Annotated in this window: 18 protein-coding genes and 1 pseudogene; 15 read left to right on the top strand and 4 right to left on the bottom strand. The window is 32.5% G+C overall.

The window, feature by feature from the left end:
* Position 1: 1 nt before the first annotated feature.
* Positions 2-586 carry a GDSL-type esterase/lipase family protein gene (locus ABEY15_RS20785; RefSeq protein ID WP_429891974.1) on the top strand — a complete coding sequence of 195 codons (585 nt, stop codon included), beginning with the start codon at positions 2-4 and terminating at the stop codon, positions 584-586.
* Positions 587-687: 101 nt separating this feature from the next.
* Here the strand turns inward: ABEY15_RS20785 and ABEY15_RS20780 are convergent, their stop codons facing one another.
* On the bottom strand, positions 688-930 hold the full coding sequence (locus ABEY15_RS20780) for a DUF2584 family protein (protein WP_429891973.1): 243 nt from the start codon (positions 928-930) through the stop codon (positions 688-690).
* Positions 931-1,070: 140 nt separating this feature from the next.
* Here ABEY15_RS20780 and ABEY15_RS20775 point away from each other — a divergent pair, with 140 nt between their 5' ends.
* The 6 genes from ABEY15_RS20775 (at position 1,071) to ABEY15_RS20750 (ending at position 5,123) form a co-directional block, all read left to right on the top strand.
* Complete coding sequence (locus tag ABEY15_RS20775) at positions 1,071-1,976, top strand: phosphotransferase enzyme family protein (protein WP_429891972.1); 906 nt, start codon at positions 1,071-1,073, stop codon at positions 1,974-1,976.
* A 166-nt stretch (positions 1,977-2,142) separates the two neighbouring features.
* Positions 2,143-2,337, top strand: coding sequence for a hypothetical protein (locus ABEY15_RS20770; protein WP_429891971.1), 195 nt, complete (start codon positions 2,143-2,145; stop codon positions 2,335-2,337).
* Positions 2,338-2,830: 493 nt separating this feature from the next.
* Positions 2,831-3,010, top strand: a complete 180-nt coding sequence (locus tag ABEY15_RS20765) for a hypothetical protein (protein WP_429891970.1) — start codon at positions 2,831-2,833, stop codon at positions 3,008-3,010.
* A gap of 318 nt (positions 3,011-3,328) precedes the next feature.
* On the top strand, positions 3,329-3,724 hold the full coding sequence (locus ABEY15_RS20760) for a hypothetical protein (protein ID WP_429891969.1): 396 nt from the start codon (positions 3,329-3,331) through the stop codon (positions 3,722-3,724).
* Positions 3,725-3,765: 41 nt separating this feature from the next.
* Positions 3,766-4,233 (top strand): flavodoxin, encoded by a 468-nt coding sequence (locus tag ABEY15_RS20755; protein WP_429891968.1) that lies wholly within the window; start codon positions 3,766-3,768, stop codon positions 4,231-4,233.
* The gene (locus tag ABEY15_RS20750) at positions 4,230-5,123 is read left to right on the top strand and encodes a WD40/YVTN/BNR-like repeat-containing protein (RefSeq protein ID WP_429891967.1); all 894 of its coding nucleotides are present in this window, start codon (positions 4,230-4,232) and stop codon (positions 5,121-5,123) included. Before ABEY15_RS20755 ends, ABEY15_RS20750 begins: the two co-directional genes overlap by 4 nt.
* A gap of 208 nt (positions 5,124-5,331) precedes the next feature.
* Here the strand turns inward: ABEY15_RS20750 and ABEY15_RS20745 are convergent, their stop codons facing one another.
* The gene (locus ABEY15_RS20745) at positions 5,332-6,093 is read right to left on the bottom strand and encodes a DeoR/GlpR family DNA-binding transcription regulator (RefSeq protein ID WP_429891966.1); all 762 of its coding nucleotides are present in this window, start codon (positions 6,091-6,093) and stop codon (positions 5,332-5,334) included.
* A gap of 219 nt (positions 6,094-6,312) precedes the next feature.
* Between ABEY15_RS20745 and ABEY15_RS20740 the strand changes: the two genes are divergently transcribed.
* The 7 genes from ABEY15_RS20740 (at position 6,313) to pbfA (ABEY15_RS20710) (ending at position 14,432) form a co-directional block, all read left to right on the top strand.
* Positions 6,313-7,065: an ABC transporter ATP-binding protein gene (locus ABEY15_RS20740; RefSeq protein ID WP_429891965.1), complete on the top strand. Its 753-nt coding sequence runs from the start codon at positions 6,313-6,315 to the stop codon at positions 7,063-7,065.
* A complete protein-coding gene (locus ABEY15_RS20735) occupies positions 7,058-8,683 on the top strand; it encodes an ABC transporter permease subunit (RefSeq protein ID WP_429891964.1) in 1,626 nt (541 codons plus the stop codon). Before ABEY15_RS20740 ends, ABEY15_RS20735 begins: the two co-directional genes overlap by 8 nt.
* Positions 8,684-8,725: 42 nt before the next feature.
* Positions 8,726-9,718, top strand: a complete 993-nt coding sequence (locus ABEY15_RS20730; RefSeq protein ID WP_429891963.1) for an extracellular solute-binding protein — start codon at positions 8,726-8,728, stop codon at positions 9,716-9,718.
* A gap of 21 nt (positions 9,719-9,739) precedes the next feature.
* Positions 9,740-10,834, top strand: a complete 1,095-nt coding sequence (gene phnW, locus ABEY15_RS20725) for a 2-aminoethylphosphonate--pyruvate transaminase (protein ID WP_429891962.1) — start codon at positions 9,740-9,742, stop codon at positions 10,832-10,834.
* Positions 10,831-11,643 (top strand): phosphonoacetaldehyde hydrolase, encoded by an 813-nt coding sequence (phnX, locus tag ABEY15_RS20720; protein ID WP_429891960.1) that lies wholly within the window; start codon positions 10,831-10,833, stop codon positions 11,641-11,643. Before phnW ends, phnX begins: the two co-directional genes overlap by 4 nt.
* Complete coding sequence (gene pbfA, locus ABEY15_RS20715) at positions 11,637-12,989, top strand: (R)-1-hydroxy-2-aminoethylphosphonate ammonia-lyase (RefSeq protein WP_429891959.1); 1,353 nt, start codon at positions 11,637-11,639, stop codon at positions 12,987-12,989. Before phnX ends, pbfA (ABEY15_RS20715) begins: the two co-directional genes overlap by 7 nt.
* A 69-nt stretch (positions 12,990-13,058) precedes the next feature.
* Positions 13,059-14,432 (top strand): (R)-1-hydroxy-2-aminoethylphosphonate ammonia-lyase, encoded by a 1,374-nt coding sequence (gene pbfA, locus ABEY15_RS20710; protein ID WP_429891958.1) that lies wholly within the window; start codon positions 13,059-13,061, stop codon positions 14,430-14,432.
* A gap of 445 nt (positions 14,433-14,877) precedes the next feature.
* Here pbfA (ABEY15_RS20710) and ABEY15_RS20705 read toward each other — a convergent pair whose 3' ends face one another.
* On the bottom strand, positions 14,878-15,312 hold the full coding sequence (locus ABEY15_RS20705; RefSeq protein WP_429891957.1) for an SRPBCC domain-containing protein: 435 nt from the start codon (positions 15,310-15,312) through the stop codon (positions 14,878-14,880).
* A 221-nt stretch (positions 15,313-15,533) separates the two neighbouring features.
* A pseudogene (locus ABEY15_RS20700) lies at positions 15,534-17,087 on the bottom strand (catalase); the annotation flags it as partial.
* A 206-nt stretch (positions 17,088-17,293) separates the two neighbouring features.
* Here ABEY15_RS20700 and ABEY15_RS20695 point away from each other — a divergent pair.
* Positions 17,294-17,821: an SH3 domain-containing protein gene (locus ABEY15_RS20695; protein WP_429891956.1), complete on the top strand. Its 528-nt coding sequence runs from the start codon at positions 17,294-17,296 to the stop codon at positions 17,819-17,821.
* Positions 17,822-17,844: the final 23 nt, after the last annotated feature.

Genomic DNA, 17,844 nt, shown 5'->3' with positions numbered 1-17,844 from the left:
GATGAAAATTATATGTATCGGTGATAGCCTTACAGAAGGTTTAGGAATATCAAAAGTTGATGCATGGCCAACTATTCTTCAAAATGAATTATCAGTCGAGATTATTAATAAGGGGATTTCAGGAGATACAAGTACTGGAATGCTGTCACGATTTTACCATGATGTCATATTAAATAATCCATCACATGTTATTATTTGTGCAGGTGGAAATGATTTGTGGTGGGATGTTGAAATAAACTATATACTTTCAAATATTTATTCGATGGTAAAGCAAGCAATTCACGATGGTATTCAGCCTATTGTAGCAATCCATCCGCCAATTCACATAGATCATATCAATCATGAAGAAGTGTGGGAGCCGATTGCTGGTTTTGATACATTTGTGTTGAAGGCACAAGAGTTAGCTAATCGAATCGAGAAAATGGTAAAAGTGAATCAATTTAAACTGATTGATTTTCGAATTCCATTTCAACAACATAAGAATCTGAACTCGGAGTTTTTTGAAGGTACTGATGGAGTACATCCAAATGAACTTGGTCATAATGCTTTAGCAAAACATGCATATCAAACGATTATCGAGTTATGATAGTTAATAAGGCCTAAAAGAACGGATAGCTAAGCTATCCGTTTTTATTTTTGGAAAAGAAGACTATAGGTTTAGTAGTTAATAAAAGTCCTTGCACCTTCTTAGTTAACTGTATCAATTGCTTTTAGTTCATAAACCATATAAGTATTCTTATTTCTCCATTCAATTCTCTGAATAACAGCTACTCCAAAAGGTTTTTCATCATTCTTTCGGGAGACATTGATTGGTGTATCAATAGGAAATAAATGGTACCCTTTAAGTTCTAAAGAGAATAGATTGTTTTCTTGTCTAACGGCGTGATCGTTCGTTACAATTAACCAATTAAATTCAAATGGCATACTCATATTTTCAAAACTCCTTAAATTGAATAGATATAATATTTAATATAGAAAGAATTAAACACTTAAAAATATCTTAATATATTTTAGTTGTGAACACAAAAAGGGGATTGTATGAAAGTCTATAAGAGAGGTAGGGATTATCAATGAATAAGAAGCATAGTAATCAAATCCGTTTAAGTGGTGGGTTTCAAAATGATGTATTTTATGATCAAGATAATAATAGAGTAGTTAGGCAGTCTAAATTAGGAAGAACAAAAGAAATGGTGTTACAGGAAATTGATTTTATAAATTTTTTACATATGCAAGGGGTAAATGTCCCAAGAGCGGATCGTAACTTAAGGGAAGAAGATGGAAGAGTCATAACTTATTTTGAGTATATTGATGGCGAACAGATTGATGTTACAAATCCTAATCATTGGAACATACAACTGTTTGAACAATGGGGTAAAGAAGTGGGTAAGATGCATTCTTTAGTCAAGAAGTATAAATTAAGTGAAGTTCATCGTCCTGTCTGGTCACCTAATCGTGTAGATGTTTTTGGAATTAGAGATCAGTTAGCTCCTAATATGAAAGAGTTTTATGATAAACACATGGAAAAGCTTTTACAATTTCAAGTGACATCCGATACATTTGGAATTATTCATAATGATTTTCATCAAGGGAATATAATTTTAGTTGGTAATACTCTCTTTACGATTGATTTTGATGATTGTGCATTTAATTGGTTCGCACAGGATTTTGCTACAGCTTTTTATCATGCATATTGGCAACAGAACTCTTTTAATAAAATGAGTGAACAGTTTATTGAGACTTTTATGGTGAACTTCTTTAAAGGATATAACCTAGAAAACTTACTTCATAATGACATAGTAAAACAAATCCCGATTTTTCTTAAATTGAGAGAAATATTTTTGTACCATTTATTTGTTCAAAAATGGGATTTGGATCGATTAGAGGAGTGGCAAAAATATACACTTATTGATTTAGAAAATAAGATTAAAAATGATGTGCCATATGCAGATATTATAGATTTTTCGATTTATCAATAATGGAAGCCATGAGATAGCTCTAGTTATAATAACCTAGCTATCCTTTTAATTTTTTAAAACTTTTACATATACTCAAAAACGTATGGTCATTGATTCGCTAATTCGACTATATAATAAAACAAACAGTATTTTTTGTAGTTGCTTTACCTGAAAGGGGCTGATGTTTATGCGAAGAAATAAGAATGCGGCTCTTATTGTAATTTTATGGTTATGCATGGTGCTTTTTATAGTTGTTAATGCAATACGTCATATTCGAGTATATATGGTTTACAGTTCAGGCTTAATGCCTTTTATTGTTTGTGGAATGATTATCTTGGCGATTATTATCCTTTATGTAAGGGGTTCGAATCAGCGAAGATAAAGAGTTATATTGAACCCATTATGTTTTAGGGTTCTTTTTTTGATAGGTATTGGAGAACAATTTAGAAAAGTTAAAAATTAAATTGTACAGTATTAATCCATTTGTTAAAATGGAGACAGTATATGGTTGCATTTTGCATTAATAGGGAATTTGGTGAAAAACCAAAACAGCTCAAGAGCGCTGCGACGCGCGTTTTTTAGTATGCTGTTGGAGCAGTTTAATTTTTGGATAACTATGAGTCTTGCCAATTAGGCAAGGCTCTTTTTTGTTGGCAATGAAGATTCTTCGTCATTAGAAAACACCGAAAATTTATAGTTACAAAGGAGGGAAAGGTAAGTTTATTAGAGTGATAGTTTTATGAAAAAGAAAGGAAAGGAAGCATTTAAATGAAAAAATATTTGGATTATTATTAGCAGTATTTTTAGTTTTTTCAATCACAATTCCAACGAAACCAGTTTCAGTACACGCTGATAGTCCGATTGGCTATGTGACGATGTCAGTTGAAGTAAATACTTTAGGTGCCGGATTAATCCGTCAGCCGGTTAAAGTGCCTTTTTATGAAGGAGAAAATTATGCAAAAGTTATTGACCGATTTTTAAACGGATCAAGTAATTACGATAGTTATGGATCAGTTAGTTATGGATTTTATTTGTCTAAACTTTCTTTTCAATAGTTTTTGGTAAATCGGCTTTTTTTAGATTTCGCATACTTACTAACTCATGACCTATTATGAGAGGTATTTTTATCTTCTTGCATTTTAAAAACGAGGGTGTCCCATAAAAGTATTTTGGGACACCCTCGTTTTTTCTTATAAATACTGATTTAGAAATCAGACATAAAGAATAAGAATTAAAAATATAATTGACACTGATAATCATTATCATATAGAATTACAATTGAAAATGATTATCAATATCAAAAATATAATTGATTTTCTTATTTAAAATTTATTCTCAGGATAAGTAAGAAAGAGCCATTAAGGAGGCAGTTGATGGATAAACATTTTATTATTTTAGAGCCATTTCATCAGCAAGTAACATGTTGTTGTCCAGGTCAAAAGCATCAACACTTAATTGAATTTAGTGAAGGTGATTTATGGTCGATGACAAGTGAGAGAAAATATGTTGATTGTTTAGGATGGCATTATTTAATTGATAACAACAGTGATTTTGAATTTTATTTGCATGTTGAAGACTTAGAAAGTTTATACGAAAGTGGTGTACTTTGTTCCTTCTGGGATATAGATCTTAAAATAAATCATTTAAATTTTAAAATTAACGAAGCACTTGATGTGAATGATCGAGAATCATTTCTTACAATTGCAAATGAATTACGTAGTTTAAAAGAATTAAAAAACAAATTCTTCACAAATAAAGATGCTGTTTAAATAATGTCATAAAGAAAAACATTGAACGAGGAGAGAGAAGAATGGCTAAAATTTTAATCGCTTTTGCAAGTATGTCAGGTAACACAGAGGAAATAGCTGAGTTAATTAAATCTAGTATAGATACTATGGGCCATGATATAGAGATGAAAGAAATTGAAAATATCAATACCCAGAAATTATTAGAATTTGATGGAATCATACTAGGGGCTTATACATGGGGGGACGGAGAGCTTCCATATGAAGTAGAAGATTTTTACGATGACATTGAAAACTTAAATTTAACTGGTAAAAAAGCTGCTGTATTTGGATCGGGTGATCATGCTTATCCTAAGTTTTGCGCCGCAGTAGATCTATTAGAAGAGAGATTAAAAGATTGTGGTGCTGAAATAATAGAGGAAGGATTAAAAGTAGAATTAGCACCGGAAACGGAAGAAGACATTGAGCGTTGTGTTACATTTGCAATTAACTATATTAGCCAATTTGAAGATCAATTTGAGGGAACTGTATGAATAACATGATCAGTTCTACGGCAGTAACAAGAACTGAAAATGGTAGTACGATTATAGCTACCGTAAATAATGGAATTATCATTGATTATGATGGAAAAAGGACTTTCAACTTTCCATCAATAAAAAATCAAATTCGTGATTTGAAGTGTATAGGAAGAATTGTATATGGTGTTGGAGATAACGGGCTATTTATTAAGAGTCTAAATGAAGGTAAAGACTGGACCATCAAGCAGTTTCCTACGAAAGCAAGTGTATGGAGTGTATGCTGTAATTCAAACGGACTTGTCGTAGCACATGGAGATAAAGTAATTTACATATCAACAAACTTTGGTGAAACTTGGAAAATCATTTCTCCATTTAAATCAAGTAAACCACCTTCTATACGCTCTTTATACTTACATGGAAGTATGTTATTTATTGGTACAAAAATTCATCCGACTGATGGTGGAATTTGGATGTTAGATTTACGCACATATAAATTGATAAGAGTGAAAGCGAAGTCTGATCAAATGATTTCATCGATGTTAGTAAATAATGGACTATTCGTTACGGTCAGTGGTTCATGTAGAGGAAGAGATGGGGTTGTAGAATATTTACCAATCAAAAGTCTTAACCAAGAAAATTGTCGTTGGAATCAATGCTATAGTTCAATAAGCAATGGAAGTTATTTAGATATCAGTGCACATAATGGGTTCGTGTTTACAACTTCCAGTCAAAATGATTCAGGCTATAGCACAGTTTCAAGGGTATACCTAGAAAATCAATTAATTGTTCCGTGCGATTACGTAAAAGGTCATGGCTGGAGAATCTGCAATGAAAATGAAAATTACATCGTAGCTGGACAATATGAAACTAGGTTTTTTGAAAAAGATTCTAAGAGAGTCTGTTGATAAGGGGAGAAAAAACATAAAATATGGGGGTTCCATCAGTCACAGAGGCTGACATATGGAAGCCCTTTTTATTTGAAGAGTTTAAGATCTGAACGTTGTTAATATATGTTCCCGTGAAGTATCTTAGCAAATTATCGCTCACTTTATTCAACACTACACATCTCTAAAATGAAGGAGGGTCCCACTAAATGGACCCTCCTGCTTTTATTTATTCTGCAATTACCAGATTTGTATTTGTCTTATTAAATTTAGAAATAAAACTTTTATTAATATGAGAATCCGTAATGATGTAATCAATTTTTTCAAGCGGTGCTATGTGAACAGTGACGTTCTTACCGAATTTTGTGCTGTCAGCCGCTACATAATTAAGGTTGGATAACTCAATTATTTTTTTCCTTGTAATTGCCTCTTCTAAATTATAATCGGAAATTCCTTTTTCAATTGTAATTCCACTTGCGCATATAAACGTCTTTAGAATATTTAATTCGTTAAAATTAAATAAGTAATCGTACGTAACGACCGATTGTTCATTTCTTCTAATTTTACCGCCGATTATGATCAATTCAATCGAACTATTCATTAACTCATTGATGATTGGGATCGAATTCGTAACGACTGTTAAATTCTTTTTATCTTTAATATATTTCGCTATTTGTAGTGTAGTAGAGCCACTATCTAAATAAATACAATCTCCATCTTCAATGTGTTCAGCGCATTTGACAGCAATCTTTTCTTTTTCCTCTAAGTGACTCACCATTCTTTCTTCCATTGATGATTCAAAAAACTTCGATTCAGCTATTTTTGCTCCGCCATATATTTTCTCTATTTTGCCTTGCTTTTCAAGTAAATTTAAATCTCTTCTTAAAGTATCAGTAGATATATTTAGAGCTTCAGTTAGCTCAGTTATTTTTAAAACATTATTTAATTTTAATAAATCGATAATTTTTTGTTGTCTTTCAAGTGGAAACATAACCTCACCCATTCAGTAATTTAATGATATTTGCTTACAGTTTAATTGAAATGAATGCACATTTTCAATAGTAGAAATGCAAATTTTTGATTAAATAAGTGTAAATATGTGCAAAAGTTATGCAAAACTTACGTACAATTTACATATTATTTACTTAAAAAGCTATTTGGATTTACATATGAATTTTATACTAAGGTTGTACCTAAGGAGGTGAACAGTTTGCTGAAACTACAAAACGTTAGCAAACAGTTTGATAAAAAAGTCGTATTAACAGATATAAATCTTGAAATTAAAACCGGAGAAATCGTCTCATTACTAGGTCCAAGTGGAAGTGGAAAAACAACATTACTAAATCTAATCCTAGGTCTAACACAAATGGATCAAGGTCAAATAATATTCAATGATGTAGATATTACAAAAACACCAATGAAAAATAGAGGATTCAATATTGTTTTCCAAGATTATGCACTTTTTCCTAACTTAAATTCTTATGAAAACATTGTTTACGGATTAAGGAATAAGAAAGGTCTTGTTTCGGAAAAAGAATTACAGGAATATATTGATTTCTTAGAATTAAAGCCTCATTTAAATAAGAAAATAGGAGAGCTATCTGGAGGTCAGAAACAAAGAGTTGCCCTTGCTAGAACATTAGTAACGAAGCCAAAAATTTTATTATTAGATGAACCTTTAAGTGCACTAGATGGAGTCATAAAAGAATCAATTAAAGAACGAATTAAATCGATTGCAAGAGAATTTAAACTAACAACTATCATCGTAACTCACGATCCAGAAGAAGCATTAACTTTATCAGATAAAATTTTAATTATTAATGAAGGTAAAATTTCGCAATTTGGTACGCCAAGTGAAATCATAAACGAACCAAATAATCGATTTGTTGAAGAGTTTATACTAAAGCAGCTTCAAATTAAGAGACATAATATTTACAACTTGTTTGGTGAGAAATATGCATAAAGTTAAACCGGAAATGCGAATTATTTATTTAGCAATATTCATATTATTTGTCTCATTTCTATTAGTACCATTAATCACATTATTTTATCGCTCATTTGAAACCGATCATGGTTTTGGAATTAATAATTATATAACTATATTGTCAGATAAAACCCTAATACAAGCAATTGGAAATAGTATAAAGGTATCTACAATTACTGCTTGTATCAGTACAGTCTTAGCTTTTATTCTGGCATATTCAATTAACTGTACGAAATTGATTCAACCCTTAAAAGGATTTATGAAAATCGTTATTCTCATACCAATGTTGCTTCCAACGATCACTTATGGATTTGCGATTATTTATTCCTTTGGTCAACAAGGTTTAATAACAAAACTATTAGGAAAAAACTTATTTGAAATTTATGGGTTTAATGGATTGCTAATTGGATATGTAATTTATACATTACCAGCTGCATTCCTATTAATTAATAATTCTTTTAAATATATTGATAAAAAATTTATGGTTGTTTCTGAACTGATGGGTGATGGTCCATTTAGAAGCTTCAAAAATACAATTATTCGCCCATTACTTGGTACTCTTGGTGGAGCTTTTGTTCTTTCCTTTATTTTAAGCTTTACTGATTACGGTATTCCGGCTTCGGTGGGTGGTACATATTACGTTGTAGCTACCCAGTTATATCAAGTTATGCTTGGATCAATTCCTAATTTTAATAATGGTGCAGTCATTGCAGTTTTAATGCTAGTTCCAGCTGTATTTGGCGTTTTATTACTAAACTATCTCGAAAAATTCAATTTTCATTATGACAAGTTTACAAACGTTGAAATGATTTCCAATAAAGTACGAGATATTTGTTTCGGGATCATCTCTACGATCATTTTAGTTGGAATCCTGTCAGTATTTGCAGTAATGTTCATCATACCATTTTTTATTAGTTATCCATTTAAATTAACTTTTTCGCTACAACATTTCGTAGATGCTTTTCAATCTACAGATTTAATAGGAGTTTATAAAAACTCGTTATATGTTTCAGTTGTAACAGCACTTCTAGGAACTCTTGTTGCATATAGCTCTGCTCTATTAAATGTGAGAACAGCTATAAAAAGTAAATCTAAGCTAGTCATTGATTTAATTTCGATGCTAACAAACACCGTTCCAGGGATGGTTTTAGGCTTATCGTATTTACTATTTTTCAATAATAGTAGTTTAAAAGGAACATTTGCAATTATCATTCTTTGCAACATCGTTCATTTCTTTACTACACCATATTTATTAGCGAAAAACTCATTATCTAAAATGAATCCTGGTTGGGAGACTACTGGAGAATTAATGGGGGATTCATGGTTTAAAACAATTTACAGAGTTGTCTTACCGAACTCTAAGTCAACAGTTTTTGAAATGATTAGTTACTATTTTATCAATTCAATGGTAACGGTAAGTGGGATCATTTTCTTAATAACAGCTGAAACTTCATTGGTTGCAAGCAAAATTAAAGAACTTCAGCACTTCCAAAAATATGATGAAATATTTGTATTATCGCTATTAATCTTTTTTACGAACTTAATCGTTAAATTCATTTGCGACTATTTTCAACGGAAAAGTGTTATTCAGGGATAATCAATAATTTATAAAAAATTAAAATAAGAGAGGTTATTTCAAATGTTTAAGAAATTCAAAGGGATTGTGTTGTCATTATTCGCATTATGTTTAGTTTTTTCATTAACTGCATGTAATAGTTCTAAAACAAATGCCTCAGGAAAAGTTGTTATTTATACGAATGGTGATGAAGAAGCCATTACATCAATGGAAAGTGCATTGAAAAAAGCAGGTTATGAAGGAAAATACGTATTCCAAACATTTGGTACTTCTGAATTAGGTGGAAAACTTATGGCTGAAGGCGATAAAATTGAAGCAAATTTAGTAACAATGAGTTCATACTTTTTAGACAGTGCTCAAGAAAAACACAATATGTTTGAAGACTTAACATTTAAAACAAATTCTTTAGAGAAATATCCTTCATTTTATACACCAATTTTAGCTAACACAGGATCAATTTTTGTAAATACAAAAGTAATGAAAGAAAAAGGCTTACCAATGCCAACTTCAATCAAAGATTTAGCAAAACCAGAATTTAAAGGTTTAGTGTCAATTCCAAATATCATGGATTCTTCAACTGGCTGGTTATTAATTCAAGCGATTATTACTCAGTATGGTGAAGTAGAAGGTAAAACAATTTTACATGATTTAATCGCAAACTGTGGTCCACATTTAGAGAGCTCAGGTTCAGGTCCAATTAAGAAAGTAGAAGCTGGTGAAGTTGCAGCAGGTATCGGATTACGTCACCAAGCAGTATTAGATAAAAATTCAGGTTTACCAATTAACTATGTAGATCCAACAGAAGGAAACTTCTCACTAACTGAATCAGTTGCAGTTGTTAAAAAAGATAAGAAATCAAATGAATTAGCAATGAAAATGGCGGAAGTAATTATTAAAGATGCTCGTAAAGATTTAATCAAAAATTACCCAGTTGCTTTATATAAAGGAGAAACTGTTAGCGACGAGCATAAACCAGCTCATTCTATGAAATTTAGTCAACCTTTAACAGTTAAATTATTAGAAGAGCACCAACAGTTCTTTAATGCAGCAAAATAATTACTAAGGGGATGAAGGTTCATGAAAAACTATAAATTACTAACACCAGGTCCATTAACAACTACAAGTACGGTCAAAGAAGAAATGCTCTTTGACCGATGTACTTGGGATAACGATTATAAAGAAATAACACAAAAAATTAGAACACAACTTCTAGAGTTGGCAAATGCTTCAGAAGAAGATTATACAGTTGTTTTAATGCAAGGTAGTGGTACATTTTCAGTTGAATCAGTTATAAGTTCATCAATCTCAAAAAATGACAAAGTATTGATTGTAACGAATGGAGCTTATGGTGAACGTATTGTAAAAATGGCTAAGTATATTGGGCTTAATTTCGTTCAATATAGCATTGCATATGATGAGCTGCCTAAAGAAGAAGAGTTAAGAGATATTATTGAAAAAGATTCAGCTATTACTCACATCGTAATGGTTCATTGCGAAACAACGACTGGAATTTTAAACCCAATTGAAATGGTGGCCGAACTTTCAAAAGAATATAATAAAACGCTAATTATCGATGCAATGAGTAGCTTTGGTGGAATTGAAATTGATGTTCAAAAACTGGGGATTGATTATTTAATTAGTAGTGCTAATAAATGTATTCAAGGAGTACCAGGATTTGGGTTTGTTATAGCAAAACTAAATAAGCTCGTTCAGTGTGAGGGAATTGCTCGAAGTGTATCTTTAGATTTATTCGATCAATGGAAGGAAATGGACAAGGATGGAAAATGGAGATTTACTTCTCCAACGCATGTTGTTGCGGCATTTTCAAAAGCGATTGATGAATTAATTGAAGAAGGTGGCATTTCAGCTAGGTTTGCTCGCTACAAGAATAATAACCGCGTTTTAAGAATGAGACTGAAAAAAGTGGGAATTCACGCTTATATTGCTGAGGAAAACCAATCGCCAATTATTACAACTTTTTTATTCCCAAGTAAACACTTTAGCTTTGAAAACTTCTATTATTTCATAAAAGAAAAAGGATTTGTAATCTATCCTGGTAAGCTAACAGATGCTGATACATTCCGTGTAGGAAATATTGGAGAAATTTATGAAGAAGACATCCAAAGTTTATGTAATATTATTGAAGAATATATGGGAGTGGTGACCAAATGAACAAAGTTGAAGGAATTATTTTAGATTGGGCTGGTACATCAGTTGACTTCGGATGTTTTGCGCCAGTAAATGTGTTTATCGATATTTTTAAAAATGCTGGAATTGAAGTAACAATGGAAGAAGCTCGAGCACCAATGGGGATGTTAAAAATCGATCATATTCGTGAAATGCTTTCAATGCCTAGAATTTCTAAGCTTTGGATCGAAAAATATGAGAGACCGTTCAATGAACAAGATGTGAATATACTTTACGCAAACTTTGAGCCAGCTCTAATGGCTTCACTATCTGACTATGCAGATCCGATTCCTGGAGTCATCGAAGTAGTGCGGGAATTAAGGAATAAAGGTCTTAAAATAGGATCAACAACAGGATACACAAATAAAATGATGGATGTAGTCGTTCCAAATGCTGAGATGAAAGGCTATTATCCAGACTTCTATATTACTCCTGACGAAACAAATTCATTTGGTAGACCGTATCCATATATGATTTACCGAAACATGGAAGCATTAAAGTTAACAGCTCCATGGAAAGTCGTGAAAGTTGGCGATACAATTTCAGATATTAAAGAAGGAATTAATGCAGGTGTTTGGTCTGTCGGCGTCATTATTGGAAGTTCAGAAATGGGACTTAGTTTAGAAGAGTTTAGTAGCTTAACTGATAGTGAGAAAGAAGCAATCATTTCAAAAACTGAGCAATCATTTAGAAAAAATGGTGCAGACTTCACGATTAAAACGATGAGTGAATTACCTATGTTAATTGAAAAAATTAATGATTTAATTGTAGAAGGTAAGAAAGTAACATGTTAAATACTCATTTGAAAAGAGAGGGCGACATTAACTCAAGCCCTCTTCGCACGGAATGGATGGATCAATTAAATCAAATTAGTAGAGAAGTCATTCAAGAGGATGCAAGGGTTTTTGTAAGACAATCAATGTCTACGCCTTGTCTTAATGGAATAGTCGATGCTAATGGAAGTTATCTAATTGATGTGAATGGAGACAAATATTTAGATTTTCATGGAAATAGCTCACATCAAGTTGGATATAAAAATCCATATGTAGTTGAAGCAATCAAAAGACAAGTTGATGAACTCCCATTTATTCCAAGAAGGTTTACATCTGAGATTGTCATTAAGGCAGCTAATGCATTAGTAAATAAAACAACTTCAAAAGATTACAAGGTTCTATTTACTCCTTCTGGAAGTGCAGCTGTAGGTTTAGCTCTTAAAATTGCGCGAAAGGTGACTGGGCGTCATAAAGTCATTTCGATGTGGGAATCATTCCATGGTGCTGGATTAGATGCGATTTCAGTTGGAGGGGAATATGTCTTTAAAAAGGATATGGGCCCACTTATGCCGGGGACTTTAAAAGCAATTCCTTTTAATGGATATCGTAATCTATTAAAAAGTGACTCACATGAAGAAATAGCAAATTTTTGCTTGGACCATATTGAATATATGATTGAGCATGAAGGAGAAATTGGAGCAATTCTATTAGAACCAATTCGGGCAACTGACACACATATCCCACCAAAGTCTTATTTTAAGAGACTAAGAGAGATATGTGATCGACATGGCATTCTATTAATATTTGATGAAGTTCCGACAGCTTTAATGAGAAGTGGTACATTTTATGTTCATCAAAACTTTGAGATTGAGCCAGATATTCTAGTTCTAGGAAAAGGGCTAGGTGGAGCGGTCATACCTCAAGCGGCTGTACTAACACGTACAAAATACGATGTTGCCGAAGAAATTTCGCTTGGACATTATACACATGAGAAACCGGCATTAGGTTGTGCAGCGATTTGTTCAACAATTGAGTATATTGATGATTACAACTTAGAAGAGAATTGCCGAGTACAATCCGAATACGTAAAAACAAAGCTAGCTGAACTGTATGCACAGTATGAGAAGATTGGCGATATTCGAGTTGCCGGATTATTGATTTCTATTGAGTTAGTCAAGTCTCGAGATACAAAGGAAAAGTATGATGAATTAGCCGAAAAAATTCTATATTTTTGTTTAAATAATGGACTTTCATTTAAGCTTTCGGGAGGCAATTGCATAACATGGCATCCACCTTTAATTGTAACTAAAAGAGAGTTAGAGTTTGCTGTGGGCCTTCTTGAAGAAGGGTTGAAAAGGTTTAGTTAATTTCTTATAAGTGTAGCTAAAGTTTAGCTACACTTTTTTTATGAAAAATATAGAATGGGAGAGTTCACAATGAGCAGTAAGTTAGTAAGTAGAGAACAAGGTGACATTAATTCTTCAACTAATAGAGATACATATTGGAAACGAAATTTAAGTGAAAAGGCGAAAGTGCTATTTGAAGAGGATCAACAATACTTTTTACATCAAAGTTTAAGTACGCCTGTTTTAAATGTATTAAGTAAGTGTGATGGGGCTTATTTGTATGATATGGATGGAAAAAAATATTTAGATTTGCATGGAAATGGAGTACATAATGCGGGATTTAATAATGATTACGTGATAGCAAGAGTAATAGGTGCCCTAAAAGAAAGGAAGACATTCACTCCACGAAGGTACACGAATGAACAAGCGATTAATCTTGCAAAAAAGCTAGTTGAAATAACACCAAAAGGCTTAGATCGAGTACTATTTGCACCTGGAGGATCAGAAGCAATCGAAATGGCAGTAATGCTAGCAAAACAAGTAACTGGCAAATGGAAAACAATTTCATTTTGGGATTCGTACCACGGAACAGGATTTCAAGCAGCAAGCATTGGTGGTGAAGAACTTTTTAAAGCTGGAAATGGCCCAATGGTACCAGGTGCATTACACGTTGAATTTCCTAATTATTTGCGAAATCCTTGGAATTTTACAAATCAGGAAGATGTTGATAATGAAATACTTCGCCAAATGACATTACTATTTGAAAAAGAAGGCGAAATAGCTTGTGTCATTGGGGAACCTATAAGTGCTACACCAGTAATGCCGAGTAAAAATTTCTGGATGAAAGTGAAAGAATTGTGCAATAAGTACGGTGCATTACTTATTTTTGACGAAATAATAGAAGGATTTGGAAGAACAGGGAAGATGTTTGCTTTTGAACATTATGTGACACCAGATATTTTAGTATTAGGAAAAACGTTAGGTGGTGGCCTATTTCCATTTGCAGAAATTATGACGAAGGAAGAATATAATATTTTAGCAAACCGATCAATTGGCCATTATACTCATGAAAAAAATGGGATATGTGCAACTGCAGGCCTAGCAACTATTGAATATATTGAACAAGAAAAATTAGTAGAAAATACAAACCGTTTAGGTCAATATCTAATCAAGGAACTCAAGAAAATGGTTGCTCGATACGATATCGTTGGCGGAGTAGACGGGATTGGATTTCATTTAGGGATTGATATCGTAAAAAACAAGGATACTATGCAAAGAGGAATTGATGAAGCGGAATCGATTATGTATATGTGTATGGAAAATGGTTTAGCATTTAAGCTAATCGAAGGTAATATTATTACAATGCGTCCATCACTTATTTTAACAAAAGAAGAAGTTGATTTTATTTTAACTACTATTGAAGAAGCAATTAAACGAGTGGTTAGTGGAGAACTTTATAAATAAGATTTCATAGTGAAAACGCGAGGGTCTCCAAGTAGTTTAACTTTTTTATGGGAGCTCTCGTTTTTAGATTGGGATATTTGCTAGTAAAAAGAGTAATGTTGGATTAAGTTCAAGCGGCAAATGATTCTTATCGATTAGCAAGAGAATCGCGGTTAAGGTATTATAAGCTGGAAATTGTACAACTGTAGCACCTTTCTAATGGTAAACTAGTAAAACTGCTATTTTTCTAACTAAGTCGAATAAAAATCAGCTAATGATCTATGAAAAAGATCAATTAGTTCAACTACAAATGATATGCACCATAGAGATACCCCCTCTAAGTTATTTATGGCTATATAATTCCGAACTAATGTTGTAATCTATTTATAATTAAAAAGGGGGCACCCAAGAGGTAGTTAAAGTAACTTATGAGACAGCCGCATTAACTAATCGTATTATTTTAAAATTATTTCACTAATCCGCCTCTTAACTTAGTTACATCAAATTCTAAATAACATTTTAAACAGCTAAGCATAAATACCCAGCCTTCTTTATTATCGATTAAATGATGAACATATTCTGGGTTGCTTTCATTAAAGCCTTCTTCCACGACTTCAATAATTGTGTTATTTTGATCTTGTTCATTTAAGGTAATCGTTACGATATTACCTTCTTCTGTAGGTCCCCAAGCAAACACAATCTTCTTATTTGACTCAACTTCGATGATTTTAATTTTACCTTCTGCATTGTAAAGATCGTATTTTAGAGTAATGACTTTTCCTTCTTCCCATCGTTCAGAGCTAGAAGAAAACCAAAAGTTACCTATTTTATTTGGATCAACAAATGCTTCAAATATGTCTTTTGCTGGTTTGAAAATATTAAACTTAGTCACATTATTCATTTAAGTATCAGCCCACTCTCAATTAATTTCATATGTATCATCATTATCCTTACAAACTTATTTTAAACTGTTATCTTTTAATTGTGAATATTAAGTCGTAATATTCAGATAATATTCTTTTAATTTAAATTAATGGAAAATAAAATTTAGTAGGATATTAATAAAAATAATAAACTATTACGCTAAAAAGGATAGGCGTCTGCCTATCCCAATTGATACTTTTAATATCGATCCGATTCATGGCCCATATTTTTCGCTTTATCAGATGCGACATCAGCTGCTTCAGTGCTAGTGTGTTCAGTTCGATTACTATTCGTTTTTTCTAAACCTTCGCGCACTCTGCGTCCGTATTCTTCATCAGCTTTTGTAAAATAACCAACCATCGTTTCTTGAATGTGAGGCTTACATACTTTTAGTGTATCTACTAAATTAGAAATTAGTTCACTTTTTTCAGTTTCGTCGAAAGCACGGTAAGTATTTCCAGCTTGGATAAAGTCATTAGGTCGGTCAATTTTTTGTCGTACTAACTTATTATTGTACGCAGGTTCATGATCTTTTCCATTCTTTGGCGCTTCTTTTAATCCACCTAGTGATGAAGGTTCATAGTTCACATGCGGGTTTTGACCTGGAGCCGAGTCAACTTTATATTCCATTTGTCCATCACGTTGATTTGTTGCTACATGATTTTTTGGTGAATTAACTGGTAGTTGTAAGTAATTTGTTCCAACCCGATATCGTTGTGTATCTGAGTACGAAAAAGTACGACCTTGAAGTAATTTATCATCTGAAAAATCCAGTCCATCAACTAGAACACCTGTCCCAAATGCAATTTGTTCAACTTCTGCAAAATAGTTTTCTGGATTTTTGTTTAATACCATTTTTCCAACTGGTAAAAAAGGAAATTTCTCTGGATCCCATAGTTTTGTAGGATCAAGTGGATCAAAATCAAGCTCTGGATGCTCATCATCACTCATGATTTGTACACATAATTCCCATTCTGGATAATCGCCTTTTTCAATAGCCTCGTAAAGGTCTTGAGTTGCATGATTATAATTTGTAGATTGGATTTCATCTGCTTCACGTTGTGATAAATTTTTTATTCCCTGTTTTAGTGGTTCCCAGTGGTATTTAATTAGTACTGCCTCGCCATCTTTGTTTACCCACTTATATGTATTAACACCGGACCCTTGCATTTGTCGATAGTTAGCTGGAATTCCCCATGGTGAAAATAGAAATGTAACCATATGAGTGGATTCTGGTGTTAGGTGAAGAAAGTCAAACATTCTTTCAGGATCAGGAAGATTTGTTACTGGATCTGGTTTAAATGAGTGAACCATATCTGGAAATTTTAAAGGATCACGAATAAAAAAGATTTTTAAATTATTACCGACTAAATCCCAATTTCCATCCTCAGTATAAAATTTTGTAGCGAAACCACGTGGATCACGTAAAGTTTCAGGAGAATGTCCTCCACCTACAACTGTGGAAAATCGAACATACACAGGTGTTTTTTTTCCCTTCTCTTGAAATAATTTTGCTCTAGTATATTTAGAAATTGCGTGATCGCCTACTTTTCCATAGGCTTCGAAATATCCTTGTGCGCCGGCTCCACGTGCATGCACAACGCGTTCTGGAATTCGTTCACGATCAAAATGTGAGATTTTTTCAAGAAAGTCATAGTTTTCTAAAGTTGTTGGTCCCCGATTACCAACGGTTCTTACGTTTTGATTATCTGTTACTGGATGGCCTTGCCGATTCGTCAATATTTCTTCATTGTTCGCTTGATTATCCATAATTTGCCTCCATTCATACAAATACAAAATTTAGAATGTCCATAAATTTGGAAGGGTATGCAAATTTTTCCTGTCGGATGTTTCAGATCAGTACAATTGAAAAGTTTACAATTTGGATACATTTCATGACCAATTTTGAAACATTGATTCAATATTATTGAGATGTAAAGTGAGAGGAGGAATTTAAAATGAAGAAAAAATTATTAAAAGCTTTTGTATCGACTATGGCCTTATCTGGCGCATTATTAGTTTCAAATGGTGTATCAGCCGGGCCGACACATGTTAGTGCAGCGGTTTTAAATGCTCCGATTAGTGTATATGAGGTAACAGCAAGTGTATTAAACGTACGAAGTGCTCCAAATACAAGTTCAAAAGTAGTAGACACTTTAAGAAAGAAAGATCAAATTGAGATTGTAAAATTCTATAATGCTAGCTGGGCACAAATTAAAACAACAACTACCAAAAATGGTATAGCTTATGTAAGTACTAAATATTTACAAAAAGTACCAACTACTGTTACAACAAAAGCTAATTTAAATTTACGTACTGGTCCAAGTACAAAATATAAAGTTCTAACAGTGATACCAAAAGGTGCAAAAGTCAGCTTCCTTGGCTATCAAACTGAAGGAAAAACTCAAATCGATTATAATTGGGCAATTGTTTCTTACAATGGTAAAAAAGGATTTGTGAGTACTAGTTATTTAAATATGAAGTAATCTAGTGAAATACCATCAATAAA

Origin of the sequence: Gottfriedia acidiceleris (genome assembly GCF_050457485.1) — a bacterium.
Taxonomy (GTDB): domain Bacteria; phylum Bacillota; class Bacilli; order Bacillales; family Bacillaceae_G; genus Gottfriedia; species Gottfriedia acidiceleris_D.
Note: the sequence above shows the minus strand (reverse complement) of the source record. Positions and strands in the feature narration are given on the sequence as shown.